At 50.0% G+C, this 26,168-nt stretch carries 17 protein-coding genes and 3 tRNA genes; 6 read left to right on the plus strand and 14 right to left on the minus strand.

Annotated elements, in window-relative coordinates; genetic code table 11:
• Positions 1-66 precede the first annotated feature (66 nt).
• A complete protein-coding gene (locus tag H141_RS0104005; protein WP_205620332.1) occupies positions 67-1,173 on the minus strand; it encodes a glycerophosphodiester phosphodiesterase family protein in 1,107 nt (368 codons plus the stop codon).
• A gap of 350 nt (positions 1,174-1,523) precedes the next feature.
• Here H141_RS0104005 and H141_RS0104010 point away from each other — a divergent pair, with 350 nt between their 5' ends.
• Positions 1,524-3,806 (plus strand): TonB-dependent receptor domain-containing protein, encoded by a 2,283-nt coding sequence (locus tag H141_RS0104010; RefSeq protein ID WP_019674958.1) that lies wholly within the window; start codon positions 1,524-1,526, stop codon positions 3,804-3,806.
• Positions 3,807-3,932: 126 nt separating this feature from the next.
• On the opposite strand, the gene H141_RS0104015 is transcribed toward H141_RS0104010, so the two are convergent.
• From H141_RS0104015 to H141_RS0104045, 7 genes are all read right to left on the minus strand, one after another.
• Positions 3,933-4,009, minus strand: a tRNA-Arg gene (locus tag H141_RS0104015).
• Positions 4,010-4,041: 32 nt separating this feature from the next.
• Positions 4,042-4,118: transfer RNA gene (locus H141_RS0104020), tRNA-Arg, on the minus strand.
• Between the two features lie 13 nt (positions 4,119-4,131).
• Positions 4,132-4,221 (minus strand) — tRNA-Ser (locus tag H141_RS0104025).
• Positions 4,222-4,381: 160 nt separating this feature from the next.
• Positions 4,382-4,582, minus strand: a complete 201-nt coding sequence (gene csrA, locus H141_RS0104030; RefSeq protein WP_019674959.1) for a carbon storage regulator CsrA — start codon at positions 4,580-4,582, stop codon at positions 4,382-4,384.
• 243 nt (positions 4,583-4,825) lie between these two features.
• Positions 4,826-7,447 carry an alanine--tRNA ligase gene (gene alaS / locus H141_RS0104035; protein WP_420834573.1) on the minus strand — a complete coding sequence of 874 codons (2,622 nt, stop codon included), beginning with the start codon at positions 7,445-7,447 and terminating at the stop codon, positions 4,826-4,828.
• A gap of 28 nt (positions 7,448-7,475) precedes the next feature.
• Complete coding sequence (locus H141_RS0104040; RefSeq protein ID WP_019674961.1) at positions 7,476-7,925, minus strand: regulatory protein RecX; 450 nt, start codon at positions 7,923-7,925, stop codon at positions 7,476-7,478.
• Positions 7,926-7,927: 2 nt separating this feature from the next.
• Positions 7,928-8,674: a DUF2189 domain-containing protein gene (locus H141_RS0104045; RefSeq protein ID WP_157610707.1), complete on the minus strand. Its 747-nt coding sequence runs from the start codon at positions 8,672-8,674 to the stop codon at positions 7,928-7,930.
• Between the two features lie 193 nt (positions 8,675-8,867).
• Here H141_RS0104045 and H141_RS0104050 point away from each other — a divergent pair, with 193 nt between their 5' ends.
• Positions 8,868-9,374: a TIGR00645 family protein gene (locus H141_RS0104050; protein ID WP_019674963.1), complete on the plus strand. Its 507-nt coding sequence runs from the start codon at positions 8,868-8,870 to the stop codon at positions 9,372-9,374.
• On the opposite strand, the gene H141_RS0104055 is transcribed toward H141_RS0104050, so the two are convergent.
• Positions 9,361-10,152 (minus strand): substrate-binding periplasmic protein, encoded by a 792-nt coding sequence (locus tag H141_RS0104055; protein ID WP_019674964.1) that lies wholly within the window; start codon positions 10,150-10,152, stop codon positions 9,361-9,363. The two genes, H141_RS0104050 and H141_RS0104055, sit on opposite strands and share 14 nt — an antisense overlap.
• A gap of 231 nt (positions 10,153-10,383) precedes the next feature.
• Here H141_RS0104055 and H141_RS0104065 point away from each other — a divergent pair, with 231 nt between their 5' ends.
• Positions 10,384-14,007, plus strand: a complete 3,624-nt coding sequence (locus tag H141_RS0104065; protein ID WP_240473090.1) for a hybrid sensor histidine kinase/response regulator — start codon at positions 10,384-10,386, stop codon at positions 14,005-14,007.
• A 38-nt stretch (positions 14,008-14,045) separates the two neighbouring features.
• Here the strand turns inward: H141_RS0104065 and metH are convergent, their stop codons facing one another.
• Genes metH through H141_RS0104080 form a run of 3 tightly spaced genes read right to left on the minus strand, consistent with a single transcriptional unit; the run spans position 14,046 to position 18,692 of the window.
• Positions 14,046-16,667 carry a methionine synthase gene (gene metH / locus H141_RS0104070; RefSeq protein WP_019674967.1) on the minus strand — a complete coding sequence of 874 codons (2,622 nt, stop codon included), beginning with the start codon at positions 16,665-16,667 and terminating at the stop codon, positions 14,046-14,048.
• Positions 16,667-17,731: a homocysteine S-methyltransferase family protein gene (locus H141_RS22045; RefSeq protein WP_026349220.1), complete on the minus strand. Its 1,065-nt coding sequence runs from the start codon at positions 17,729-17,731 to the stop codon at positions 16,667-16,669. The genes metH and H141_RS22045 overlap by 1 nt, the downstream gene beginning before the upstream one ends.
• Positions 17,732-17,765: 34 nt before the next feature.
• Complete coding sequence (locus H141_RS0104080; RefSeq protein WP_019674969.1) at positions 17,766-18,692, minus strand: homoserine O-succinyltransferase; 927 nt, start codon at positions 18,690-18,692, stop codon at positions 17,766-17,768.
• A 555-nt stretch (positions 18,693-19,247) separates the two neighbouring features.
• Here H141_RS0104080 and H141_RS0104090 point away from each other — a divergent pair.
• The 3 genes from H141_RS0104090 to H141_RS0104100 all read left to right on the plus strand — a co-directional run bounded on the left by H141_RS0104090 (position 19,248) and on the right by H141_RS0104100 (position 22,059).
• A complete protein-coding gene (locus H141_RS0104090) occupies positions 19,248-20,048 on the plus strand; it encodes a substrate-binding periplasmic protein (RefSeq protein WP_033425380.1) in 801 nt (266 codons plus the stop codon).
• 88 nt (positions 20,049-20,136) lie between these two features.
• Positions 20,137-21,126, plus strand: a complete 990-nt coding sequence (locus H141_RS0104095) for an FAD:protein FMN transferase (RefSeq protein WP_019674972.1) — start codon at positions 20,137-20,139, stop codon at positions 21,124-21,126.
• A gap of 120 nt (positions 21,127-21,246) precedes the next feature.
• Positions 21,247-22,059 carry a substrate-binding periplasmic protein gene (locus tag H141_RS0104100; RefSeq protein WP_157610709.1) on the plus strand — a complete coding sequence of 271 codons (813 nt, stop codon included), beginning with the start codon at positions 21,247-21,249 and terminating at the stop codon, positions 22,057-22,059.
• A 43-nt stretch (positions 22,060-22,102) separates the two neighbouring features.
• On the opposite strand, the gene H141_RS0104105 is transcribed toward H141_RS0104100, so the two are convergent.
• Both H141_RS0104105 and H141_RS0104110 read right to left on the minus strand, forming a co-directional pair.
• Positions 22,103-23,680 (minus strand): hypothetical protein, encoded by a 1,578-nt coding sequence (locus tag H141_RS0104105; RefSeq protein WP_019674974.1) that lies wholly within the window; start codon positions 23,678-23,680, stop codon positions 22,103-22,105.
• Between the two features lie 65 nt (positions 23,681-23,745).
• Entirely contained in the window at positions 23,746-26,166 is a 2,421-nt protein-coding gene (locus H141_RS0104110) for a LamG domain-containing protein (RefSeq protein WP_019674975.1), read from the minus strand.
• Positions 26,167-26,168: the final 2 nt, after the last annotated feature.

A 26,168-nucleotide genomic window follows, 5' to 3' on the forward strand; every position in this document is an offset into this window, starting at 1 on the left:
CCGTTTCAGTATCGATTTATAGCACAATCACAACGAGTTAGCGATGGTAGCTGCCAATATAAGCCGTTAGTCTGATGAGGCTGACAGCAGACAATTTGCATAAAAAGTGCTGGTGGCCGGCCAGTCAGAGAACACACCTCTAACACCAACCTGCTGCGCCAATACGTGCAGCAACTGCAAAATAGCACTGTCATCCTGTGCCAGCGCCGGCAATGACTGATAGTACCAGTCCACTCCTTGTGCCAGCGGCGCCGAGCGCTCCAGGCTCCAGGCAATAATCTCCAGTCCGGCTGCTTTGGCAGCTAAAGCATAAGCTGATGGCACTATTTTGCCATTGTGTTCTGTTACCAGCACCCACAGCGGTGGAGCAATAATGTTAAGCCCGGCGGCTTTTAGCCCGGCCATTGATGGCTGCCAGCTGCCTGCTTGCATCGGATCAAAACCGGGTTGCTCGTAACGGCCATCCAGCCACACCGCCTGGCGGGCAAACTCTGGTTCATGCTCCAGCCAGTACTCTATATCCTGCCAGCTGAATGACTGCAGATACACCTGAGACGGTGCCACGCCCGCGCTCTTATATTCAGCCACCAGCTGCTGTGCATATTGCTGTTGGCTATAACGACCATTAAACGGCATTGCGACCTCAGGTGCTTTTAGCTCAGGAATCATCTTCACCCCACGTTGCATAAACAACGCCACCGACTCTTTATGGGTCATTGGCTTAGCACACTGACTGTACAAGTCGGTGCGCCAGGAAGGCGTACCTTGCAGATAATCTTCAACAGATTGTGCCTGGGTATCAACGCCATCCATTTTGGCACACAACCCGCTAAATTCCGCGGCGGTAATATCACTGGTACAACACCGGGCAGTCGCTGCCTGACCAGTCGACGCTTGTGCCGGGCTAAAGGGCGCAGTGCACTTTGCTGCCAGTTCAGGCCGCAGCAAAATATCAGTAGTCTGGTGTAAATCACATTGCGCATGACGGCATACCAGCTGCTGATCAGCGGTAAAGGTAACATCGCACTCCACTATCCCCGCACCCATATTGATAGCTGCCTGGTATGAGGGCTTGCTATGCTCTGGAAACATCAGTGGCGCACCGCGATGTGCGATAGAAAAGTCAGTACGGTAAAAAGGTCCATCCGCACAGCTTTGCAGCTGCTGCTTCAACGCTCCCTCCGGTAAAGACTGCACAAGATAAAAAGGACGGGGGCCTAGCTGCGCTGCGGCAGTCGCCAAAAAGGTAAGCATCATCATTACCAAAGTTAAAGATTGAACAAAACCTCTGCGTAACATCATCGTTAGCCCTTAAAGAATTTATCAAATAAAGCATTACAAACCATTATGACAACGGTGTGAATGTCATAAAAATGACGAATTAAAAACATAAAAAATAAACATTAATCACACACAAAATAAATATTTGTTGCTCAAAATTGGCCACCGTCGAGGATTACTACTCCGACCACCATAACTACAACAACAATATGTACTAAACATATATTGTCAGGAGAAATATTGTGCACATAATTAAATTTAATCTTATCACTGTGGCTATTATCTCCACTATCAGCGCTTTGGCGCAGGCTGAAGAGATGTTGCAAGCCTCTGAACAACAGGTAGAAGTGTTGTCAGTGGTTGGCAAACGGGTTAGCTACGCCAACAACACTACTAATAATGATATGCAACATTTGCACGCGCCAATCGCAAATGTACTGGATTTGGTCAACAACCTGCCGGGGGTTAACGTCGGTCAGGGTGATGCCTTTGGCAGCGATGACTATACCACCACTATCAGCATGCGCGGCTTTGTGATTGATCGCGCTGATCAGCAACTGGGCATTACCATCGACGGCGTGCCAAACGGCGGCTCCGCCTATGCCGGTGGCAGTAAAGCTAACCGCTACATGGATAGCGAAAATACCCGCTACGTTGAGGTGGGCCAAGGTGCATCTGACATTGCCTCTGCTTCATTAGACGCTTTGGGCGGCACACTGAATTTTGTTTCCGACAACCCCGATATGAAACGTGGCGCCAGAGTCGGCATATCTAATGGCAGCCATAATGCCCGGCGTTATTTTGCCCGCTATGACAGCGGCGAAATATTCGGCAATACCACGGCGTATTTCAGTTTATCAGACAGCTACCACAACCGCTGGATTGGCAGTGGCAGTAATGGCTACAGCAACCGTCTTCATATTGAAGCGAAAAGCATTACTGAACTGGATGCCGGCCGTGTCACAGCTCGTTTATCCTACAATGATGCGCACGAAGATAACTACGACTACCGCTCGCTTGAGCAGTTTAAACAAAACCCACGCTGGGATGGCCTAACTAACGTCTGGACCGGCAACCCGGATATCGATCAGAACTTCGCCGAAGCCTGGTCGACACTGCGCGAAAATACCTTGCTGTATGTCAAAGCAGAGTTTGATGTTAGTGACAGTATTGAGATGGATGTCACGCCTTATCTGCATCTGCAAAATGGCCGCGGTGACTGGCTACCGCCGTATCAGGTGTACGCCACTGACGCAGCAGGCAATCAGATCAGCAACGGCAATGGTGCAAACCGCACTACTTATAATTATGTCGACGCCAACGGCCAGCCAATCTTGGACAGCAATGCCGACACGTCAGGTGCCAGACGGGTAGCCTCTTATCGCCATACCCACTATGAAAAACAACGTTTTGGTGTAACTGCCAACCTGAACTGGACGCTGGATAATCAGTTAATCCGTGCCGGTGTCTGGCTGGAGCAACAGGATCGGAGCCAAATTCGTGACTGGCATAAAGTGCTGGACCCTAAGGTATATCACTATTTTGATCAAACACCCTACTGGGTGCAGTTTGACGACGACTATCAACATGATGTTGTTAAGTTCTACCTGCAAGACACCCTGACCTTTGGCGATCTACAGCTGGTTTTAGGTGTCCAACAATATCTGATTGATATCGAACGTACAGACAACTTCAACCCGGCGAACAACGGTAACCTTGATAGCGATTCAGACTTATTGCCAAGCATTGGCCTGGTATACCGCCTGAGCGAAAGAATTGAGCTGTTTGCCGGCTATGCAGAAAACTTTAAAGCCATCCCTGATACTATTCTCAATACTGCGGGGCAGGAGTTTGCTGATCTGGAGGCGGAAACCGCAGACAACTTCGACCTGGGCTTACGTTACTTTGGTGAAACACTTAATCTGTCTGCCACCTATTATAAAGTTAAGTTCAACAACCGCATTACCCTGTTGTCGTATTCCGAGATTGATGATTTGCCAGACTACCTTACCGAGCTGGATGGTACCTTTGTTAACGTTGGTGGTGTGAAATCTGATGGCCTGGAAACCAGTCTGGAGTGGCGTTTTGCGCCTCATTTCAGCCTGACATCGTCACTTACGCTAAACAATGCCGAGTACAGCGAAACCATTAATGGCTATCGTGCCGGCGATAAAGTTGCCGCTATACCAGAACAAATGCTGGTAGCGGCACTGAATTATAATGACGGTAACTACCGTGCTGGTATTAGTGGTAAATATACAGCGGATTACTATGGCGCGGCAAAACGCGCTGAGGTCAACGGCACTAACGTATGGAACCGCGACAGCATTCCTTCTTCTACTGTCTGGAATGCCTATTTCGGTTACCGTCATGAGATGGCTGACAGCGATATGTTCCGCTTTGTTGATATGGCGCTGACATTAAATAACGTTACCGACCAGACCTACATTACCGGCGGCCAGGAAGGCGCGTATTTGCTGGGCGCAGAGCGCACTGCAAGCTTTACGGTAAGCCTGGGTTTCTGACGCTGCGCCAATTTGCTCCCGGCAAATTGGTCGAACCTTGCGGAGCTTCTCACCTCCAGCGTCATTAGCTTGAAACAAATAAGCAAAAACCCGCTATGGCGTTAACCGTAGCGGGTTTTTCATATATGGTGGACGCAGGAGGATTCGAACCTCCGACCGCTCGGTTCGTAGCCGAGTACTCTATCCAGCTGAGCTATGCATCCAGGGGTGTTACTTTATATTCCGTTTTTATAGATGGTGGACGCAGGAGGATTCGAACCTCCGACCGCTCGGTTCGTAGCCGAGTACTCTATCCAGCTGAGCTATGCGTCCGCTCTATAAAAAATGGCGGAGAAAGAGGGATTCGAACCCTCGATAGAGTTTCCCCTATACACCCTTAGCAGGGGTGCGCCTTCAGCCACTCGGCCATTTCTCCGCGCTATGTTGCGGCGTGTATATTAATGTCTCAGGAAAATAAGTCAAACAATTTTTGGACAGTAAAGACCGTTTGCCGACCTTTTAAACAATTCGCTCATTATTTACCGGCTATTGCTTAAAACAGGCAATTTGGTTGCAAGCATCCCACCGGTAGTTTTTTAATCAGCCTGGTTGAAACCACCACCAGAAGTATCTTTTTCAGCCTGGATCCGCATATAAATTTCTTCACGATGAACAGACACTTCTTTTGGTGCGTTAACACCAATCCGAACCTGATTTCCTTTTACTCCTAACACGGTCACAGTGACTTCGTCACCGATCATCAGAGTCTCACCAACACGACGGGTAAGAATTAGCATTCGCTTGCTCCTTTTCCTTGCAATTACAGTGACCTTTCACCGTTGTTTTCGATAAAACGCCGTATAGTAACTCAGCTGGCCCCTGCTTGAAAAGCCAACACCTGATATTTATAAAACACCCCAGCCATTACCTGACAAATTGTAGCAAGTTTGCCGGTAGTCCGGGGGCTTTCGCGACATAAAACGGGTTTAGAACGGCCAACGCCACTTAATACTATGTTACGCCGGCACCGTTCATTGCGATCAGCCGTTTAGCTTCTCGCTGATATACTGCTGAGCACCATCCAGCACTGCGGGTAAAGCACTGGCGTCGGTACCTCCGGCCTGCGCCATATCGGGCCGGCCACCGCCTTTACCACCAAGCTGCTGCGCGGCCCAGGCGACCAGCTGCCCGGCATGTACTTTGCCGGTTAATTCAGTACTGACACCGGCAATTAAACTAACTTTAGCATCATTCACGGTAGCCAGCAGAATAACCGCAGGGTTAAGTTTGTTTTTCAACTCATCGAGCATGGTTCTTAAGCTTTTCGGATCAGCCTGTTCAACGGCACTAATTAACACATTAACGCCTGCTATTTGCTCGACCTGGCTTTCCAGCGACGAACCAGCCTGACTAGCTAACTTCGCCTTTAACTGCTCAACATCTTTCTCCAGACCACGGCTTTTATCCAATGCTTGCTGCACTTTGTCAGCCAGGCTGAACATATCGCCTTTTAATAAAGCTGCCGCCTGCGCTGCCTGCTGCTCTAACTGCTGAATATAAAGCAGGGCGCCGTTGCCGCTTACTGCTTCAATCCGGCGAATGCCGGAAGCGATACCGGCTTCGGCAACTATTTTGAAGATCCCAATATCACCGGTACGCTTAACATGGGTACCACCACAAAGTTCGATTGAAAACTCACCCATCGACAGCACCCGGACTTCTTCGTCATATTTTTCGCCAAACAGCGCCATAGCGCCAGCAGCTTTCGCTTGCTCTATCGGCATTAAACGGGTTTGTAGTGAGTTGTTCAGCTGAACTTGCTGGTTCACCAGCAGCTCGATTTGCTGCAGCTCGCTGGCTTTAACGGCCTCAAAATGACTAAAATCAAAGCGCAAGCGATCCGGCCCTACCAACGAGCCTTTTTGGGTAACATGCTCACCTAACACCTGGCGCAGCGCAGCATGCAGTAAGTGGGTGGCGGAGTGGTTTTGTTTAATCGCCGCCCGCCGCTCGCTGTCAATTCTGGCAGCAACTTTATCGCCAACCCTGAAATCAGCGGTTGCCTGACCCTGATGGGCAAAAGCTTTACCTAACTTAATGGTATCTGCCACCACAAACTCGCCACCTGCTGCTAACAGCAGTTTGCCACTATCACCCATCTGGCCGCCCGACTCGGCATAAAACGGTGTTTGATCCAGCACCACTAAACCACTGGCACCAGCCGAGAGGGTATCAACTGCTTTGCCTTCACTAAATATTTCAACAATAGTGGCATCGCCAAATTCATGCTCGTAGCCGGTAAAAGCGGTATGCTGATTTGAGCCTAATGTAGCGTTATAATCTGCGCCAAAATTAGAGGCCTGCTGTGCGCGTTTGCGCTGGGCGGCCATTGCTGCATCGAAACCCTGCTGGTCAATAGTCAGATTGCGCTCACGCGCTACATCGTTAGTTAAGTCGACCGGAAAGCCGTAGGTATCATATAGCTTAAACACTAAGTCGCCTGGTATCACACTACCCGATAAAGCCGCCAGCTCTTCATCAAGAATGGTCAGGCCGCGTTCCAGCGTTTTGCCGAACTGCTCTTCTTCCAGGCGCAGGGCTTTTTCAATAATGGCTTGTTTTTCTGCCAGCTCAGGGTAAGCCTCCCCCATTTGCGCTACTAAAGCGCTGACTAACTTATAGAAAAACGGGCCTTTTGCGCCCAGTTTATTACCGTGGCGCACCGCCCGGCGGATTATCCGGCGCAATACATAGCCGCGGCCTTCATTGGCCGGCAATACCCCATCCACAATTAAAAAAGCACAACTGCGGATATGGTCGCTGACTACCCGCAGCGATTTATCAGTTAAGTCGGTAGCGCCGGTAATCTCAGCTGCCGCTTTGATTAACGCCACAAAGGTATCTATTTCATAGTTGCTGTGCACACCCTGTAAAATGGCGGCAATCCGCTCCAGGCCCATGCCGGTATCAATACTTGGCTTGGCCAGTGGCTGCATCTCACCATTCGCCTGGCGATTAAACTGCATAAAGACGATGTTCCAGATCTCAATAAAGCGATCGCCATCTTCTTCCGCTGAGCCCGGCGGGCCACCCCAGATATGCTCACCATGATCATAAAAAATTTCGGTGCAGGGGCCACAGGGGCCGGTATCACCCATCGCCCAGAAGTTATCTGAAGCATAAGGCGCGCCTTTGTTGTCACCAATCCGGACAATCCGTTCGGCCGGTACACCAATTTCATTCAGCCATATATCGTAAGCTTCATCATCCGTGGCATACACAGTAACCAGCAATTTTTCCTTTGGCAGCTTGACCACTTCAGTTAAAAACTGCCAGGCATAGCCAATAGCTTCGCGTTTAAAATAATCGCCAAAACTGAAGTTACCCAGCATTTCAAAAAAGGTGTGATGACGGGCGGTATAGCCAACATTTTCTAAATCGTTGTGCTTACCACCAGCCCGCACACAGCGCTGGGCTGATACTGCCCGGCTATACCTGCGCTGGTCTTGCCCTAAAAACACATCTTTAAACTGCACCATACCGGCATTAGTAAATAGCAAGGTGGCGTCATTACCCGGAATGAGCGAACTGCTGGCAACTACCTGATGTTGCTTACTGGCGAAATAATCAAAAAAAGCCTGTCTGATCCTGGCCGAAGTCATCGTCATGAAACTATCCTGTCCGGTTGGTTTAAATCGTTAATTCAGTAAAGACCGCCTTAATCTGCTCGCTGCTAAAACCGCGGCGCTGCAAAAAGGCCATCCGTTTATTTTTTTCTTTATAATCAATTACCTGGCTGTCACCATATTTTTTCTGATAAGCAGCACTGGCCAGTGCCCACCAATCAATAGCTAATGCATTAATGCAATTATTTAACTGCTCTGCACTGATTTTCTGTGCCCGACACTCCTGCAGCAAATAGTTGTAGCCATATCCCTGACGGGTCCTGCTGCGCACCAGCATACTTAAAAAGCGACTTTCATCAAGATACTGCTGTGCTTTACACCAGCTAACCACCTCAGCCAACTGTTCTGGCAAGGCCCCTTTCTGGCGAAGCTTCTGGCTTAACTGAGCCTCACTGTAATCGCGACGGCTCAGCCAGTTTAGCGCGTTTTTCTTCAGCTCGGCCAGTTCAGCCATGGTTATACCTCTAACACCCCGTCATCAGTTGATTTAACCTGTAAGGCAAAAACGTCGTTAAAAGACAGAAAAAATGTAATTTGCAACAACGGCGCCACTACAACCAGGCCAATAAAAAATGTTGGAATAGTTAGCAATACCAGCGCCACACTGACTAAACCAAATATAAGTAGCGCGGCCACGTTGCGCCAGCAGGCAATAAAACTGGTTTGCAATACCACCAGAATACGCTGTTCTTTCAGAAAGTAGGCAATAGCGACAGCATAAGCAAAAAGCATAAATACCAGGGTAAACAATGCCACCATTAATATCAGTTGCAACATCACTATGGTCTCAACCCCGCTCTGTGCTTCAACTGCAACAGACATGGTCTGGAATAAATGTTGGTGAAAACTGATTAACGGGGTCAGCAACAAGAATTTCAGAGCGCCAATGGTCAACAGTATCATCCGGCAGAATGGCTCTGCTAATGGCTGAAACAACCAGTCAATAGCAATTTTTTGTTGTTGCTGGGCACCGACAATAGCCTTATAAAAGCCTGCCGTTAAAAACGGGTTCAGGAAAATCCAGACTATGGCGGTCAGTTGGTTAAACTGCAATAAAAAGCTAATGCCCGCGGTCAGTAAAAACATCGCGATAAACACCAGCGGAGTCTGTTTAAACAGCTGCCAGGCAGCGGCCAGCCATTGCAGTGATGCAGTGGCATTCAGCCGTCTGATAATCAGTTTCATTTGAAACGGTTTTTCCACACTTACCTCTTGCCCGGACCTACAGCCAATGCTGGCATTAAAGCCCGCTATCATACTGCAAAACCGCTGAAAATAAGAGAGCTTAGGTGAAACTTCAGTGGCTGACCCAAAAAAATACTGAATGGCGGGATTCAGACTTGCTTTGCTGCAACGGGACCGCATAATAGCGACATTATAAAAGTGAGGCTGTCATATGGAAAAGTTTGTTGAAAATCTTATTTATTCTGCCCGTTGGATTATGGCACCCATTTATCTGGGACTTAGCCTGGCATTAATAGCGTTGGCAATTAAATTTTTTCAGGAAATCATTCATATCGTTCCAATTATTTTCAGTATGAAAGAAGTGGAGCTGATTTTAGTGGTGTTATCGTTAATCGATATTGCACTGGTGGGTGGTTTGCTGGTGATGGTAATGTTTTCCGGCTACGAAAATTTCGTATCCAGGCTCGATCTGGAAGGAAATAACGATAAATTAAGCTGGTTGGGCAAACTGGATTCAGGCTCTCTTAAAAACAAAGTCGCTGCTTCTATTGTGGCAATTTCTTCTATCCATTTACTTAAAGTGTTTATGAATACCGAAGTTATCGCCAATGACAAAATTAAGTGGTATCTGCTTATTCATATCACCTTTGTGTTATCAGCCTTTGCCATGGGTTATCTGGACAAATTACTACGTGACGAAAAAGCTAAAGCGCTTTAGGGCGTGTTGCCGTTTGCTGGTTATCACTGCATAACATTTTATGATCCAAATTTTGGTTTTCCTCACCAAAATATTTGCGTTGTAATCGCTGATGCCAGCTATCCAGCATCACGCTTAGCAGCGCCCGGTCGAACGCACGTTGCATCGCCGCATCCCGAAATGCCGCCCGGTAAAGCGTAGAGCTGAATAAGGCGTGAATCGCCAGGCCCTCGACACTATCTTGCTGTAAGCGGTAATGATTGAAAATATTGCGATCCATTATCACCACCTGAACCCGGCGGGACAGCAGCATCTTCAGTTGTGCCTGCTGATCTACCGTTTCCCGGTAATTGGCGGATATGCTGGCCATATCGGTAAAGTCCGGTCCCAAGACTGTCCTGGCACTCTGAAACGCTAACACTGAATACCGGCCCAGATCACTGCTATGGCTAATCACTAATTCGTCACTGGCCAGGCTAACAGCGATATTCTGATAGCGAATGTAGGGGTTAGAATAAAACAGACCTGTTTCATCAGTTACCACCGGCTGTAAACTGGCGATATCGCCCTCACCCTGTTCCAGTAAAGGTTTAATCCTGGCATTAGGTACAAATAAGAACACTGGCTCATAGCCCATTCTTTTGACGACTTCAGCCAGCAACTCAATTTCGTAACCAGAAATATTTGCAGTGTTAATATAAGGGGGTTTTTGTTGTCCTACCAACACCGTTAAAGGCGCTGCCGCTAACCCAGCGCTTGATATTAGTAGCAACAAACCCGCTATCCAAGTCAGCCGCACCGGTTTGCTCCTTAATCATGGTTTTGCTAAGCATAACGTTTTTCAGGAAAACTGGCAGATTTTATTTAAAACAGGGTTAAGCACAGCTGTGACGCCAGTCAGCTTTGGCCATTGGCCTTAACATCCGGTATTTGCGGCTGCGGCCTCATTACTTGGCTAAGCCGGTTACACCAGTTAAGATAGCCTGTTGGTTCGTCCGCCGGCAGCGGCAAAAAAGAAATGGAGTTCACTGTGCCAAAGGTTATTCTGTCCCGCCACCAAAAGCATTGGTTACCCTACATTGCCATCCTTGTTATGTTGGTTGTCGCTCCGTTATTTGCTGCGCGGGCCGCCACTTTTGAACAAGGTATGCCAATGCTGCATAACCTTAAACCAAAAGATTACCACGCCGGCACTCAAAACTGGGCCTTGCTGCAAGACCACCGTGGTGTGCTGTATGTTGGCAATAATGTTGGGGTACTCGAATACGACGGCCGGAACTGGCGAACCCTGCAAACCAGCAACAAATCGGTTGCCCGCTCGCTTGCCCTGGCAGCCGACGGCCGGGTTTATGTCGGTGCCAAGGGAGATATTGGTTATATCGACCACAGCGAAGGTCAATCCCGTTTCCGCTCGTTACTGCATTTGGTTCCGACCAGCTTTCGTGATTTTCAGGATGTCAGGCAAACCTTTGTCAGCGACGATAGTGTTTACTTTACCAGTCGCGACTATGTGTTCCGGTTACGCGATGAAAAAATAGATGTCTGGCGCAGCAACAGCAGTTTTTTAAAAGCATTTTTTGTTAATCAACGGCTCTATATTCGTGAAGAAGGCACTGGCTTACTGATGATGCATCAGGACAATTTTCAGTTGGTGCCAGGTGGTGAACATTTTGCCTACGAAAGCATTTTTGTGCTTGAACCTTTTGACGATAACACCTTGCTGGCAGGCAGCCGGGAAACGGGATTGTACTTAATTGGCGGGAACATCAGCCCAAACGGTATCCAGCGTTTTCCAACTGCTTATGATCAGCAAATTAAACAGGCTGTGCTATATAGCGGCCTGACCCTCAACAACGGCGATATTGCCCTTGGCACTGTGCAAAATGGTGTGTTCATCCTGAATAAACAAGGCAAGCTGGTTGGCCACTACAACCGTAATTCGGGGTTGCTTGATCAAAATGTCAGGGCGATGTACCAGGATCATCAGGGTGGGCTGTGGCTGGGTCTGGACCATGGCCTGTCCCGGGTTGCCTTACATTCCGCTATTACCGCTCATCATGGTGCCAGTGGCCTGGCAGGCAATGTCCTTGCGTTAACCCGCTATCAACAACAGCTATATGCCGGCACCAGCCTGGGCTTATTCCGCTTGCAACCGCGCCAGGACGGCAGTGGTCAGTTTGTCCGGCTAGCGCCACTGCAAAAGCAAACCTGGGGTTTTACTGAGTTTCAACAGCGTTTACTGATTGCCAACAATGAAGGGGTTTATCAGTTGGCAGATGAGCAACTAACCCTTATCCGCCCCTCAGAGCAGGCCAGCAAGATTTTGCAGGTATCCCAATTCGAGCCCAGCCGGGTTTACGTTGGCCTGCAGGACGGCCTGGCAACCATGCGTTATGTTGATGGCCAATGGCAGGATGAAGGCCGGGTGCCCGGGGTAGAGGGCAACTTAAACAGCATTATCGAAATGGCTGACGGTCAACTTTGGCTTGGCACTCTGGCACATGGCGTTTATCAATTACAGTTGCCGGCATTCTGGCAGGGTGGCGCATCATTGCCACTGGCGATCACACGTTTTGGTAAAGAGCAGGGTTTGCCCAGCCTGAACCGGAACTCTGTCCATTTGTTTAACGGTCAGCTTTATATCGCCTCTGTCCGCGGTATCCTTAGTTATGATGCGGCATTGCAAAAATTTGCAGCGGCCGAAGCCTTTCAAGGGCTCTATAGTGGCGAGAGTAGCGAGCAACCGTGGGTCCGCCACCCTACAATAGATAAACAAGGCCGGGTCTGGATGTTATTGTGGGATAACGTCAGCGGCACACGCTCAGCGGGGGTAGCTGAACCTGATGCCAAAGGCCGCTATCACTGGCAAGGCAGTGCCTTGCAGCCGTTGTCTGATATCCCGTTGGATACCATTCTGGTTGAATTGCCGCTGATCTGGTTTGGTGGGGCTGAGGGCATTTTCCGCTTCGCTGACGATCAATATCAGCAACATCAGCCAAAGCCGCCGTTGTTGCGCAATATTCTGGTTGATCAGCAAGCTGCCATTTATAGTGGCGGTCAGTTACCTGACATGATAAAGCTGGACAGTACGCAGCGTAATCTGCGTTTTCAGTTCAGTAGCCCTAATTTTAATCCGCTGCAACCAGATCAACTTCAGGTCCGGCTGCTGGGACACGACGAAGAGTGGTCCAGCTGGCGTCATGAGCACTATCGTGATTACACCAACCTGAAAAGTGGTCGCTACCAATTTCAGCTCAGATCAAAAAATAGCACTGGCGAGATAACTGCGGCCCAAAGCCTGCACTTACAAATAGCCAGCCCCTGGTACTGGCATTGGAGTATGTTGTTAAGTTACTTGTTGCTAATAGTGACACTGTTATATTTGTTGCATCGTTGGCGGATGCACAGTGCCATTGCTGAACAGCGACGCCTTAGTCAGCAGGTGGCACTGCGGACCAAACACCTTGAGCAGGCCATGGTTCAACTGCAACAGGCCCGGGAAACGGCTGAAAACGCTACTATGGCCAAGGCACAATTTCTGGCTAACATGAGCCATGAACTGCGCACCCCGCTCAATGCAGTACTGGGTTTCACTGAGCTGGCAGAAGCCACCACCACCTTAGAACACAAGCAGCAATACCTGGTTAGAATTCGTTCAGCCGGCAAAATCCTGCTAAGCATTATCAATGACATTCTGGATTTCTCAAAAATTGAGGCCGGCAAACTCGAATTGGAACAAACCGATTTTTCCCTGCGCGAAACCCTTGCTCAGGTAGAAGATCTTTTTAGCAGCCAATTAACCAGCAAGGGACTGGATTACCAGCGGGTGCTGCCAGCCGATATCAGCGATAGACGCTGCGGTGATCCGCTGCGCCTGAGCCAGGTATTGATGAACCTGCTAAGCAACGCCATTAAGTTCACTGAAGATGGCAGTATCAAATTACAAATTGAAACGCTTGGTGCCGACCAATTACATTTTGCCCTGACTGATACCGGCATTGGCATTAGCGCAGCTGAGCAAGCCCAGCTATTCCAGCCATTTCAACAAGCGGATAATTCTGTTAGCCGCAAATATGGTGGCACTGGCCTGGGGCTGACTATTTGTCAGCGACTGGTGCAATTAATGGGTGCAGAGCTGAAATTAAGCAGCCAACCTGGCGTCGGCAGTACTTTTAGCTTTACCCTGAGCTTGCCTGTTGTCAGCGACACTAACAAAAGCAGTGGCGTTACCGGGCCGCTGCATCTTCAGACGCAGGTCAACACAGCCAGCGCCGGAGCTGTCAGCACAGAGCGGCAGATTTTAGTAGTTGACGACAATGACTTTAACCAAAGCCTGCTGAAGCTGATGCTGGAAAAACTTGGCTATCCCGCTCACGTGGTTAGCGGTGGCCAGCAGGCGCTGGACTGGCTGCAACAGCATAATCCAGCCCTTATTTTGCTGGATATTGAAATGCCTCAGATGGACGGTTTTGCCACGCTCAAAGCCATACGGCAAGACTCAAGACTCGACAGCGTGCCCATTTTGGCACTAACTGCTCATCATTCATCTGAGTTAATCAGCCAGATCCAGCACAATGGTTTTACCGATGTGCTAACCAAGCCTGTTGAGCTGAGCGTGCTGGCAGCAAAATTACAACAAGTACTGAGCCAATAGCGCTGACAGCCATATTGCAGCAGAGCCGCAGCCTGGCCTTAGCGTATATTCGGTGCCAGCCAGCTTTCGGCTTCGCTGCGGCTCCAGCCTTTTTTGCTGGCATACTCGGTAAGTTGATCCTCAGCAATTTTGCTTACCGCAAAATACTTGCTGTCGGGGTGGCCAAAATACCAGCCGCTTACTGCGGCCCCCGGCCACATGGCATAGCTTTCGGTAAGGGTAATACCGGTTTGCGCCTCAACATCCAGCAGCTGCCACAAGGTACCTTTTTCGGTGTGCTCCGGACAGGCCGGGTAACCCGGTGCCGGCCGGATCCCCTGATACAGCTCGCGAATAAGCTGCTCGTTATTGAGCGCTTCATCCGCCGCATAGCCCCAATACTCACGCCGCACTTTTAAATGCAGATATTCGGCCAGCGCTTCGGCTAAGCGATCAGCTAAGGCCTTCACCATAATACTGTTGTAATCATCATGCTCAGCGGCAAACCTGGCAGCAAACTCATCAGCGCCAAAGCCGGTGCTGACTGCAAAACCGCCGATATAATCTTTCACACCACTGCTAACCGGGGCAATAAAATCAGCCAGGCTGCAATTTGGAGCGTTGTTGCGCAGTTGCAGCTGCTGGCGCAGGTTATATAAACGGGCTTTTTCCACGCGGCGCGTCTCGTCGGTATACACCACTATATCTTCGCCGTCGCTATTAGCCGGGAATAAGCCAAATACCGCTTTACCTTTTACATGGCCGTCATTAATCATGGTATCCAGAATGGCATTGGCGTCTTTAAACACCCGTCGTGCCTCCATGCCCACTTCGGCATGGTTTAAAATGGCCGGGTATTTGCCGGATAACTGCCAGGTTAAAAAGAATGGCGTCCAATCAATATACTCACGCAAAATGTTCAGATCGACATCCGGCCATAAGTGCACGCCTGGCTGCCTGGGTGCAGCCGCAACCCTGGTTAAATCGAGCTGGAATTTATTGGCTTTGGCCTCGGCAAAACTGAGCAGTTTTTCACCGGGGCGCGAACGGGCATGTTGCTCACGCGCCACTTCGTACTCGCCTTTAATCCGGCTTAAATAATCGGCTTTGCTATCCGGGGTAATTAGCGATTGCACCACAGACACACTGCGCGAGGCATTAGGGACGTACACCACACCATTGGCATAATTAGGCTCTATTTTTACTGCAGTATGCGCCTTAGAGGTGGTAGCACCACCAATTAACAGCGGCTGGGTAAAGCCTAAGCGGGTCATCTCTTTGGCAACGTGAACCATTTCATCCAGCGACGGGGTAATCAGGCCGGATAAGCCAATAACATCCACATCACGCTCTTTCGCTACCCGTAAAAGCTCGGCGCAGGGTACCATCACGCCCAAATCTATTACTTCAAAGTTATTACACTGCAGCACCACGCCAACAATGTTTTTGCCTATATCATGCACATCGCCTTTTACCGTAGCCAGCAGCACCTTGCCCTGGGCACGGCCGCCTTCTTTTTCCTGCTCGATATATGGCTGCAAATAGGCCACGGCTTTTTTCATTACCCGGGCCGATTTCACTACTTGTGGCAGAAACATTTTGCCTTCACCGAATAAATCACCGACCACGTTCATGCCGTCCATCAACGGGCCTTCAATTACATGCAGCGGTTTTTCTGCTTGCTGGCGGGCTTCTTCGGTGTCGATATCGATAAAGTCGGTAATGCCCTTAACCAACGCATGTTCCAGCCGTTTGTTTACCGGCAGGCTGCGCCAGGCGTCATCAATTTTTTCAGCTACGCTGCCATCGCCTTTAAACTGCGCAGCAATTTCCAACAGCCGCTCGGTAGCATCATCGCGCCGGTTCAGAATAACGTCCTCTACACGCTCCTTTAATAGCGGCGGAATATCGTCATACACGGTAAGCTGGCCGGCATTAACAATACCCATATCCATACCGGCAGCGATGGCGTGGTATAAAAATACTGAGTGAATGGCTTCGCGCACGGCATCGTTGCCGCGAAACGAGAACGAAACATTAGATACACCGCCGGAGATTTTGGCATGCGGGCATAAGCGCTTTATCTCACGGGTGGCCTCAATAAAATCGACCGCGTAATTGTTATGCTCTTCAATGCCGGTGGCGACAGCAAAAATGTTCGGATCAAAAATAATGTCTTGTGGCGGAAAACCAATTTGCCCGGTCAGAATGTGATAAGCGCGCTGGCAGATCTCAACCTTGCGCGCTTTGGTGTCAGCCTGGCCCTGCTCGTCAAACGCCATTACCACTACCGCAGCGCCATAGCGGCGTAATAAACGTGCCTGCTGTAAAAATGGCGCTTCACCTTCTTTTAGCGAAATAGAGTTAACGACTGCCTTGCCCTGAATACACTTTAGCGCCGCTTCGATAACTTCCCATTTCGACGAGTCAACCATAATCGGCACTCGTGAAATATCCGGCTCAGAGGCCAGTAAACTTAAGTAGCGCACCATGGCGGCCTTGCTGTCTAGCATGGCCTCATCCATGTTGATATCGATAATTTGCGCGCCGTTTTCTACCTGCTGCCGCGCAACATCAAGCGCCGCCTCATAGTCGCCGTTTAAGATCAGTTTTTTAAATCTGGCTGAGCCGGTGACGTTAGTCCGCTCGCCTACGTTTATAAATCGGGCCTGTTGTCGCATTACCACTCCACAGAAAAGGCTTCAAGGCCGGCTAAGTTAAAACTATGGTCCGCTGCTTTGGGCTGGCGCGGCGGCGCATCTTTTACCGCATCTGCTATGGCTTTGATATGTTCGGGCGTGGTGCCACAGCAACCGCCAACAATATTGAGAAAGCCCTGCGCTGCCCAATCGGCAATTTCAGCGGCCATCTCTGCTGCGCCTAAATCATACTCACCAAATTCATTTGGCAGGCCGGCATTCGGGTGCACCGATACATAAGCTTCTGACACACCGGATAAGGTTTCGACGTATGGCCGCAATAAATCCGGGCCCAGGGCGCAGTTCAGGCCAAAACATACCGGCTCAACATGAGCCAGGCTATGGTAAAAGGCTTCAGTCGTCTGGCCAGATAAGGTGCGGCCGGACGCATCCGTAATGGTACCTGAGATCATCACCGGTAATTTAAAGCCTGCTTCATCAAATACTTTTAACACGGCAAAAGCCGCCGCTTTGGCGTTTAAGGTATCGAAGATAGTTTCCAGCATTATAATGTCGGCACCGCCTTCGATTAAGGCATGGGTTGATTCAGTGTAAGCCTCAACCAGTTCATCAAAGCTGACATTACGAAAGCCCGGGTCATTTACATCGGGCGATATCGACGCCGTACGGTTAGTGGGCCCTAATACGCCGGCGACAAAGCGTGGTTTATCCGGCTCAAGTGCTGTCACTTCATCACAGACTTTCCGCGCTATCGCTGCGGCTTCGCGGTTAATCCGGGCCGATAAGCCTTCCATCTGATAGTCAGCCATAGCAATGGTCGTGGCATTAAAACTGTTGGTTTCAACAATATCAGCGCCGGCCAGCAGGTATTGGCGGTGAATATCAGCTATCAGATCTGGCTGGCTTAGCACCAGTAAGTCATTATTACCTTTAACATCACACGGCCAGTTGGCAAACTCAGCGCCGCGATAGTCGGCTTCCTCCAGCCGATGCTGCTGGATCATGGTGCCCATAGCGCCATCCAGGACCAGAATCCGTGCCGCCAGTATTTGCCGAAATTGCGCTGGAGTAAGTCTTGCAGTCATATCATGCTCTTTAATTGTAATCTGTCTGATTTGCTTATGCCGGGTGGCCAATTTGCTGCAGCTCAAACGGCGTTGCCTGATAAACATAATAGTTCAGCCAGTTGCTGAACAATAAAAAGGCATGGCTTTGCCACAGTTTTTGCGGCCCCTGCAATGGGTCGTTATTACGATAATAGTTTTCAGGTAACCTGGGCCTGGCGCCAGCGGCAATATCGCGCTGATACTCTTCATCCAGGGTAGTTAAATCATACTCCGGATGGCCGGTAACAAACACCCGGCTGCCACTGCTGTTCTGCAGCAAATAGGCCCCGGTAACATCGGCTTCGGCCAGAATATGTAAATCATCATGTTGCTGATACTTTTGTTTCGGCACCTGAGCATAGCGCGAGTGTGGCACTAAAAACTCTTCATCAAAACCGCGCACCAGTGGGCTCAATGGCTGGCTAACCTGCTGCCAGTACACACCAGACAATTTCTCACCCCGAATTTCCCGTTGCAAACCATAGTACTGATACAGCGCGGCATGGGCCGCCCAGCATAAAAATAAAGTAGAAGTTACGTTGTTGTCGGCCCAGCGCAAAATATCACCAAACTGGTTCCAGTAAGTGACATCCTCATAATCGACCAGCCCCAGCGGGGCGCCGGTAATAATCAGGCCATCATACTTTTGCTGCTGTACCTCAGAAAAGTAACGGTAAAAGCAGTTCAGGTGGCTGGGTGGGGTGTTTTTACTGACATGGTCGTCAATCCGCAGTAAATCAATATCCACCTGCAACGGGCTGTTCGCCAATAAGCGCAGCAGCTGAACTTCAGTAGCAATTTTATTGGGCATCAGGTTTAAAATGGCAATTTTCAGCGGCCGGATATCCTGTGATTGCGCCCGGCTTTCGGTCATCACAAACACATTTTCTGCCGACAAGGCTTCAACCGCCGGCAACTGATCGATCACTTTGATAGGCATAGCCACACCCGGTTAACTGACATAGCCGCTACTTTGCGCAAAACTGGCAGCAATGTCAACTTCTATACGTTTAGATGGCTAAATAATAGATGAGATCTGTCAGTGTTGTCTTACAGTCTTACTGGCGTTTTTGGCAGCAGCCGCTAGGCTTAGCAAGCGCTCCATCACGACGATCATATTGATATGCCAGAACAAACCAGTTCCAGCCTAATGCAGAACTTCCGCTTGTATTTGCTGCTAAGTCTTGTTAGCACCCTTATCTGCGTGTTGGCATTGGCCTGGATGTGGTACCAGGCAGATAAGGCTTTTGAGCCAACAGAACATCAACTATTAACGATGGAGACGCCGCGCGTTTTCATCTGTCCCATGATGGGATCCTTTCTGGTTAATGGTTAAGGTGTATTAAATCTGTCACCACAGAGGTAATAGCGCAAGATAATAAGCCGGCGGGTTTTGCTTGATAAAAAGTGGGGCAACATTCTGCTGTACATCAGCAACGGTTCTATTGTAAGTTTATTCGTCATTTCTTATATTGTGCAAGGAGCACCAACCTCTATGCGGCTACTGGCAGTGTTATTGCTGTTATCTATTGGACGCGTTGCCAGTGCTGGTGAGACCACAAGCTGTACCCTGCGGATGGCGGTGGAAACTGATTTCCCGCCGCATATTGTCAAACAGTCAGAGCAGTGGACCGGACTCAGTATTGAGCTGATGCAACGCCTTGCCGCTGAAGTTAACTGTCAACTGGTGTTCATTAATACTCCCTGGCTGCGTTCATTACAACTTAGTGAACAAGGCCGCTTAGATGTACTTAGCCATTTATCCTTTAATCAACAACGCCGCAGTCAGTTTGCTTTTATTGGTCCTCATCATATTGAAAGCATTTATTTAGTAGGTAATCCAAAACTATCGCCTAAGCTTTATAATCTGCAACAATTGGCGGATGGTATTGATCTTGGAAGTATCGCTACCCTGCACGGGGCTTATTATGGCGAAGAGTTTGAACAGCTTACTCTTAACGCCAGTTTTGCTAATCAATTAGTCAGTATCAGTAGTATTCAAGACAAACTGGCTTTACTGCGTGCGGGCAGAGTAAAAGTAATTTTAGAAGATCTCAGTGTCGTCAGATATTGGCAACAGCATCAGTACGATGCCGCTGAACAGTTTCAACCCCTGCTTAAAGTATATGAAAGCCCGGTTTATTTTGGTTTTAGTAAAACCTCATTATCAGCTGAACGCTTAAATGAGCTGGCTAATGCCTGGCAGCACTTACATCAGCAGGGCAAACTCACTGCGATCTACCAAAAATACCAACTAAGCATCGAACCTAACTTAGCACCAGACTCCAGACTTTAAACTCTGTAATTTACCGGGCTGTTGTTGCTTTTTACAACTATGCTCTGCAACAATCGGCCTTATCCCTGCACTGCTAAGAATGACTTCTATGACTCGCTTGTTTTCTGCCAGCAAAAGCTGGTTTAGCTCCCTGCTCAGCGTAAGTTGCTTATTGCTGGCACTGCCCGCTTACGCCGAATGGCAACGGCTGCCATTTCAAACCATGGGTACTCAGGCTTATGTCGAGCTGTGGGCAGAAGATGACACGCTGGGCAAAAATCTGCTTAATGCTGTGCAAAACGAATTTGAACGGATTAACCAACTAATGAGCCCCTACCTTGCCAGCAGTGAGCTGAGTTTGCTTAACCGCGAAGCGGCCGCTGACCCGGTTACTGTCAGTGCTGAGCTGTACCAGTTACTACAACAGGCAGAGCAGTTAGCAAAGCTCAGTGATGGCGCCTTTGATATCAGCTTCGCTTCAGTCGGTTTTAGCTACGATTACCGGCAACAGATTAAACCCAGCGCCACTGAGTTAGCCCGCCAGCAACCTTTGATAAATTATCAACATATTCAATTACTGGCGGACAATCAGGTTAAATTTAGCAGGCCGGGGGTGAAAATTGATTTAGGTGGCATCGCCAAGGGCTATGCCGTCGAGCAGGCCATTGGTCTGCTGGCTGAAGCCGGTATTAAACATGCGCTGGTTACCGCCGGTGGTGATACCCGGCTGCTTGGCGATAAGCGTGGCCGGCCCTGGCTGGTAGCCATTAAGCACCCACGTAAAGACGATGATATCGTGGCGCAATTGCCATTAACCAACAGCGCCATCAGCACCTCTGGTGATTACGAGCGGTTTTTTATTGAAGACGGTGTGCGCTATCACCACATTTTAGACCCGAAAAGTGGCCAGAGCCCGTCGGGCCTAATGAGCGTAACGGTGCTGGGGCCTGACACTACCCTTACTGACGCGCTGTCGACTACGTTATTTGTGATGGGGTTGCAGCGCGGTATGGCATTTATCGAGCAACAGGCAGAATTTGAAGCGATCTTTATCAGCAGCGAACATCAGTTATATTTTTCATCCGGCCTGGCCCAATAAAGCCCCGCCTAAAATAGCAGTACCCCAATCCCGAAAAGCTCTCTATACTGAATCAGCTGCAAAGTTAAGCAGCAATGTTAAATTTACGCTAACCATTTAAGTTTCTAAATTGGAAAGCCAATGTCGAGAGTTGTGTTACAGTTTGTGATTAACAGCAGTATATTGTTGCTGTTCTGGCTACCTCAGGCGTTAGCCTGCCATTTACGTTTTGGGGTCGAAACTCACTTTCCACCCCATATTATAAAAACCGAAACAGGCTGGAGCGGTCTTAGTGTCGAGCTTGCTCAGCGCCTGGCCAAGGAAGTAGACTGCGAAATCACCCTGATTGAAGGCCCCTGGTTACGGGCTATGCGCCAGATTGATAAAGGCGAGCTGGACTTAGTTAGTCACCTGACATTTAGTGCCGCTCGGCAGCAACACTTCGCTTTTATAGGTCCACATCATCTCGAGCAAATTTTTTTAGTAGCCGATCCCGCCGCCATCCCGGTACTTAGCTCAGTAGAACAATTGGCCAACGAGATTGATCTTACGGCCATTGCTATGCTCGATGGCGCTTACTACGGCGAAGACTTTGCCAGGCTGCAGGCTCAGCCCGGGCTGAAAAGGCAACTGGTTTATATTAACAATAATCTGGATAAGATAGCATTGCTCAATGCCGGGAGGGTCAATGCAGTGCTGGAAGATTTATCGGTGCTGCGCTACTGGCAAAAGCAAGATACCAATACCTCAATCCGCTACCAACCTTTACTGGCCATTCATAAAGGCCCGGTGTATTTCGGTTTTAATAAAAAAACCCTCTCTCCGGCCCAACTTCAGCAACTTAATAGTGCCTGGCAAAAGCTCCACACCAATGGCGAACTGGCCAGCATTGTTGCCCGTTATCAGCAAGCTGACAACGAACTTAATCTGCCAGCCCCCCAACCGCATCTGTAACAGCTAAGCCTTGATGCTTTTGCCACTATCTGCTCTCGTTTAGTTAAACAATAGGCGCAAACGCCGTTAATCTGTCCTGACTTGCGGCATTACCCAGGCCGTGAAATGGTGCTACTTCAGCCAACCTGCCTTGTTCGCCGTGCAACGCCAGGTAATTCAGCAGTACCGTTTGTACCAGCAGGTTAACGTTATTGGCCGCCATAGATGAGCCGGTTTCTACCGATGCATCCGGACGCATAAAGCCAATTTGCTGATGACGGGCCTGCTCAGCCGTGCTGCCACCCAGTAATGCAGGCCGGCCATTCGGGTTATATACCAGAATGGCTGAGGCGGCAGTGGAAGAGTTGTCACCGGTCCACTCCCCTTTGCCGCGGCCATTTTCACTGTCGTCAATCCGGCCATTACTGCTCACCGAACCATCAGAATATAAATAAATCATCAGTGGCTGATTGCGCCGGGCGGCGTATTCCAGGCAGGCGCCAATACAGCGGCCAGCGCGCAAATCACGCAGCTCGCCGGTACCCCGCTCGCCGGTATGATAATCATAGCCGCCAATCGTCACTGTGCCGGCACCGGCAAAGCCATTTACTACCAGCTTCATTACAGATGCCGTTTTTCTAAACTCAGCATCACTGTTAAATTCTGCGCTGCTGAAAATGCCACCATCGCCCACAATATCCGGGTCGGCCGCCGGATCAAGTGTGGCCGGGTTACCAAAGCGATCAGCTAAATCGGCGCTTTTCACATAACCACAACGCACCAGATCTTTAATCACGGCATCGCGGCTAACAGCACTGTTTACCCTGGCCAGTTTATTGTCACTTAAGCGCTGAATAGATTCCATTACCGCCACGGCGTCATTTTGATCCAACAAACCGAATAAATCACCGACATCCACCAGACCAGTGACATCACTTGGCCGGTCAATTTTAGTTGGCCGCCACTCCGGATTATAGAATTCGGCCGGCGCCATTGAGTTGGCACCAGAATCTGAGTTGCGGGAGCCAATCAGTGGCATCAGGGAACCATTAGCGCCTGCTTTAGCAATGGCATACATCGGGTTATGTGGATTGTTGCCGGTGTCGTTTTCTGAACGCGACGGCATAACAGCACCATTGGTCATGGCCTGGGTGGCCATGCTGGTGCGCTCAAGAATACCCGCCAGCATTTGCGAGTCACTGTGAAAAGCCAGCCCCAGCTGGTCGTTGACAAAACCACCGGCCGGATTAGCGGCATTCACCGCTGTCGGTACCATATCGGCTGGCAAGCCCAGTTTGCTATAGCCCTGGGTCGACAAAAAATCGAGCTGACCAGCGGCACCGCCCACCAGAATATTGGAACCGGCAATATTAGCCCCACCGGCTAAATCAAAGCAGATAAACGGAATTTTACCGGCCCCTTCGACGTTAATGCCACACTGGGCTTTTAGCAACTCCAGATCAGGCGATAAGTCAGCAAAGGCTTTGGTAGGGTTAGCAAATAAGCTGAATACCGAGCCGGTGGTCAGGATGCCCGCCCCGACACTCAGGCCGCAGGCAATAAAGTCGCGCCGGGTCACCGGCCGGCTATGGCAGGCGTGCAGTAAGGGCGCATCCGGGTGTAAGGCTTTTTTCAGTTTCATCGTTGGCTCCTCAATACACTAGCAAGAGTACACTAGCAATAGTGCGCTGGCATTAGTCTCTGACATTAGTACACCAGCATCTGGGCACTGGCCAGCACGGCTGTGCAGGCTGCTTTGGCAATGGTTTGAGTACGCTGACTATCGCAAGCACCGTTGCATTGGCTTAAGCGGTCTAGCAGATTATTCAGCTCCGCTCTGGCGTCAGTTTCGTCCAGCGAAGTAGCAGGCTGCAACGGCGCAAACCTGGCCAACAAGGGGCTGATTAAGTCATCACGGTTAGCCGGGCTTAATGCCTCGGCCGGGCTGGCATTAAAATTAAGCGCCGGAAACCATTCGCTGCGCAGCACAGAATCATTTATCGCGGCATTGCAATAGGCAATTCCCAGTTGGGTAATCGCCATTTGCTGGGCTGAAATAAAGGTTTCAATATTGCTGGTTGCCGGCAACTGCCGGGAAATAGTCTGGTAGATGTTTGCTACAGCCGGTGTCGCCTGCGACACGCCGGTTAGCTGGCTCATGCTGGCATGAATAGCTGCAAAAGGCCGGATGCCGATGTCACTGCTGTTCGAGTTAGCCTGGCTAACCTGTTGAACCGGAAATACCGGCTGACTGCGGACATTGCTATATTGGCCAATCTGGCCGAAAGACAGAAAAAACTCATCTGTTGCCGCACCGGCTTCGGTCGCGATAACTGTTCCCAGCGCAGACAGCTGCACCGGTTCAGTCAGGTTAGTGCCACTGGCAAAGCTGAACGCCTGGCTGATCCACGCCTGGCCAGCACTGATTTCACGGCCATTAATCGCCAGCGCCATCTCGCTGATCGTTAAATCGGCGGGCAGTGCGGCCCCATCCAGATTAATTAAGTATGGCTGGCTGAACAGGTAGGAGTAATTATCAAACTGCGCCACCTCAAATACAATATAGCTTTGTGGCAGGTCAATTAAATGACCAATCGCAAACGGCAGATAAAACTTCTGGCCCACCCCGATACTAAAATTCTGCGCGACCTGTGCCGGAGTCAGCGCACGGTTATGAATAGCCAGTAAACGCACACTACCCTGCCACTGCCGGCTGCCATCGGCCTCGTTGCCCAGCATCAGCGCAAAACTGTTGTCCCAGTTGCTTATTGCTGTCCCTTGGCTTTGTACCCCACTGTCTTCGCCATTAACATAAATCCGTTGGCCATTCACCGGGTCCTGGGTCAGCACTACGTGCTGCAGACTGGCTTGTAATAACTCGTCGGCATCGGCGGTACTGAGCGCCGGCATACCGGCAAAATCGCTACTGGCGTTGCGTAACAGAAAGTCGTAATTATACTGGCTCTGGCCGAGGGTGAAATTGCGACTGATAGCGCTGCCGGCATAACTGACAATCGCAGCCGGCCCTTCCTGCACCACATTCGCCGGTATTACCCAGGCTTCTATAGTCATTTCGCCGGTGGCACCGATTAGCGTGGCCAGTTTCGCACTACTCTGGGTACTGGCCTGTGCCCGGCCACTGTTAATCTGCAAGCCCCAACCGGTTAACCAGGCGAAATCACCCTGTAAGGTTAAGTTCGCGGCAGGCTCAACCCCGGAGGTATCAAAAGCCTGATTACCCTCACCTTCTTTAAACTGGTAAAAGGCAATCTGGTTACTCTCATAACGCCCGCCACTGGAGGCAACCACGCCATCCTCCAGCCTTAGGGCTTTGGACGGAATCAGTTGCGGATCCAACTCTGTCACTGGCACCGCGTCACTTATTGCCGTTACTGCCGCCAGCATTGCCGCTGCATCGTTACTGCAATCTGACCAGCAGTTATGAAACTCACCAGCTAAGCGGGCGACCAGCCTGGATAACTCCGGCCGGTCCAGATTAATTAAATTGCGGCTGGCCTGATAGGCCACATCAAGATCACTGGCAGCAAAAAAAGGTGCCTGGGCAACCGCCGCATCAGGTGCATGACAGCTGGCACAATATTGGCGCAGCAACGGATACACTTCAGCGCCAAATAAAGCTGAACTCTCTGGCAGCGCTTTGCTGGCACCCGGGTCACGGATCACCGGTGCCACCAGCGTTACCGCTGCCTGCTCAGCACCTGTCGTATCGCCCCAGTTGCGCAACCACTGCGTAATAGTGTCAGCACAGGCAGTATTGCTGCTAAGCCAGCAGTTATGACCGCCGGCGACTTTCTGCACCATCAGCGATTGTGCCGGATCGGCTAAATTAACCAGCGGTAATACCGCAGAATACGCCAGATTAATGTCATCACGCCGCACAAAAAACGGCGCGGTATTGCCCTGCTGATGGCAACTGCCACAGCGGTTATCCGCCACCAGATTATCCCAAAGATTTAACTTAAATTGCTGCACATCGGCAGTTTGCGGCGCCGGACCAGCATAGTTATTAGAGTTATCCTGAACCGGTGGTGGCGGGTTTTGTTCTACCTCGGCACCACCACAACCTACCAGCACCAGACTCAATACAGCCAGCAGTAATATTCGCATGC

This window comes from Arsukibacterium perlucidum DSM 18276 (genome assembly GCF_000382165.1).
Classification (GTDB): domain Bacteria; phylum Pseudomonadota; class Gammaproteobacteria; order Enterobacterales; family Alteromonadaceae; genus Alishewanella; species Alishewanella perlucidum.